Source organism: Aetokthonos hydrillicola CCALA 1050 (genome assembly GCF_017591665.1).
Lineage (GTDB): Bacteria > Cyanobacteriota > Cyanobacteriia > Cyanobacteriales > Nostocaceae > Aetokthonos > Aetokthonos hydrillicola.
The window spans coordinates 2,363-4,624 of the sequence record NZ_JAAKGC010000211.1; the positions used below are offsets into that span (position 1 = coordinate 2,363).

A 2,262-nucleotide genomic window follows, 5' to 3' on the forward strand; every position below is an offset into this window, starting at 1 on the left:
ATAACGTAAGGGATTATAAAGCCATTGTTACCAAAATAAACTAAAAGGTTTCACAGCCCTGCAATTTCATCTATAATCGTTCCTCGACGAGGATTCTGCTGTAAACTTTCGCCTGAAGAAACAATTGCTTGTACTGCACGGGAAGCTGCATCAGGATTATTAAGTTTAATAAAATCATAATGACGATTTAAGTCATTAATTGCACTTTCCGTCCAAACTATCTGGGACATGGGCGTTCAGTATCGGTTCCCAAATTTTCTACCCATTCGCGTACGCGCTCGTGGGATACTCCTGAACCTTTATGAAGGTAAGCTTCGAGAGCAGATTGGCTTTGGCGAATCATCTCTGCTTCAGTAAGAGTTTGAAAATTCAATCCTGTGTCTATCTCGCCGTAATCAAATGATTCTTCTCTATTTTCAGTAGGTTGATTTGTTAGTAACTGTTCAAAATCCTCTAAATCCCCAGATGAACTAGTCAGCCATGTTAACAGAAGAGTTTTCACCTGTTCCCCAGGTAATGTTTCTAGATGTTCTAATATTTGCTGCCTAATATTGTTTGTTGTCATAAGCTTTTAATTTTTATAGTAACTTTGCTATAGTTACAAGATTTTTAACTCATTGCTGGCCAATTTTAGTTAAAAGACTATAATTTACTAATCATAGCATGTCTTGACTTACAACGGTTCAGAGAAATGAGATACCAGCACCACTTCAATTTTCAAGATAAACAAGGTTTATTTTATTTAATCAAAAATTATTAAAGTGTATTTGGATCAATTCCTCTTTGTTGTAATTTACTTAAAAGTTCTTGAAGTTGTTGCTGAGTTTGTTCTAACTCTTGTTGGCTTTGCTCCAGTTGTTCCTGTTGTTCAGCTTTTATTTCTTCTGGTGTCGGGTATCTATTACCCTGTTCGTCACACCAAAACAGCCATTCCCGCGTGATACCTTGATAAATTCCTCGTTCTCTTCCAATACCTAAACCAATTTCTGGCATCCAAACTTTATCGCCTGGTTGTAAAATGTATTGACCATTGACTAAGCGATAAACTTCCAAACGTTGGCGCTTGCGACGTAGCCGTGTTGGTGCGTAAATAATGTAATATAAAATGCCTAATTCTGCATAATCAATTTTTTTTTGTTCGTATTCCCCGTTGTAAGTTTGAGAAACAACTTCTAAAGCTAAATTTGGTGGAATACTCTCTTCTTCCCACAAAACATAGCTAGAACGTCCATTTTCACCAACAAAACGTTCTACCCCTAAACTCAAAAAACCATCAGGAACTATGGGAGGTTTACTTGGTGTATAATAAATTCCCATGTTAATGCCGAAAAACCAATCATCCCTGCTTTGCCAGATTTCAGCTAACATGGCTAACAATAAATTGGGAAGCGATATTTGCAGTTCGCTATCCACAGGAGTATCATCTGAATCTGGTAATTCTGCTGACGAAGGTAGGCATTCTAACGGATTATAGTTATACATAATACTTCAGCAATTGACAGTTAACAATCCTCATTGATCGGGAGCATCCCCATTTTACAAAAAAACGGTAGTGGGAGCATCTTGCTCCCAAGTTTATTTCAGAAGCGGGCAAGATGCCCGCACTACAAAATAAAATAAATTTACACATTTGGGATGCTCCCCATTCATCAGTCATCAGTCATCAGTCATCAGTTAACGATTTTGATTTTGCAATGCTTTTCGATACAGTTTAACCGCCTGTGTCTGATTAGTTTCATTGACAAAACTAGCTAACAAAACAGGGTCTAAATTTGGTATTAATTTACTGTTAGAACTTTGGGTGTATTTGCCGTCAATCTCTGATAAATAATAGAAATTAAATTGCTGGTTTTTCCAAAACCAAACTTCTTTTACACCCAAACCTCGATAAACCTCTAGTTTGTCAATACCCCCACTTGTTATAACAATCTCTATAGCAATATCTGGGACTTCATGAAGTTCTCCAAGACAGTAGCATTCATCTGGTTCTGCACCTTTTTTAGCGGCTTGCTTACGGAAGGTAGTACTACCATAACCATTAAGATTAATATCTTTTTCCTCTGCATAAGCCTCTAGTAATCTGGCAATTATTTTTTTGAGGCGTTCATGTTCTGGAAAGGTAGTCATTATAATTTCTAGCGTTCCTTCTAAATAAGTCATACGAGGAAACTCATCAACAAACATATCAGAAAGTTGCTCGTATTGTTCCCAGGTAACATCATAAAGAATGATACGTTGATCTTCGGTTGGTTGGAGCGTCTT

At 37.0% G+C, this 2,262-nt stretch carries 4 protein-coding genes; all 4 read right to left on the bottom strand.

The features are described 5' to 3' along the window. Nucleotides 1–50 precede the first annotated feature (50 nt). Nucleotides 51–230, bottom strand: a complete 180-nt coding sequence (locus G4P69_RS39750; protein WP_243903154.1) for a type II toxin-antitoxin system RelE/ParE family toxin — start codon at nucleotides 228–230, stop codon at nucleotides 51–53. Further along, nucleotides 218–565 carry a hypothetical protein gene (locus G4P69_RS35645; RefSeq protein ID WP_208341111.1) on the bottom strand — a complete coding sequence of 116 codons (348 nt, stop codon included), beginning with the start codon at nucleotides 563–565 and terminating at the stop codon, nucleotides 218–220. The genes G4P69_RS39750 and G4P69_RS35645 overlap by 13 nt, the downstream gene beginning before the upstream one ends. Before the next feature lie 191 nt (nucleotides 566–756). Continuing rightward, nucleotides 757–1,482 carry a Uma2 family endonuclease gene (locus G4P69_RS35650; protein WP_208341113.1) on the bottom strand — a complete coding sequence of 242 codons (726 nt, stop codon included), beginning with the start codon at nucleotides 1,480–1,482 and terminating at the stop codon, nucleotides 757–759. A gap of 192 nt (nucleotides 1,483–1,674) precedes the next feature. Continuing rightward, on the bottom strand, nucleotides 1,675–2,262 hold a 588-nt coding region (locus tag G4P69_RS35655), incomplete at its 5' end, for a Uma2 family endonuclease (protein WP_208354673.1).

Excerpts from the sequence above, each read along its gene's own strand:
- G4P69_RS35645 (WP_208341111.1), bottom strand. The coding sequence starts at position 565 with ATGACAACAAACAATATTAGGCAGCAAATATTAGAACATCTAGAAACA.
- G4P69_RS39750 (WP_243903154.1), bottom strand. The coding sequence starts at position 230 with ATGTCCCAGATAGTTTGGACGGAAAGTGCAATTAATGACTTAAATCGT.
- G4P69_RS35650 (WP_208341113.1), bottom strand. The coding sequence starts at position 1,482 with ATGTATAACTATAATCCGTTAGAATGCCTACCTTCGTCAGCAGAATTA.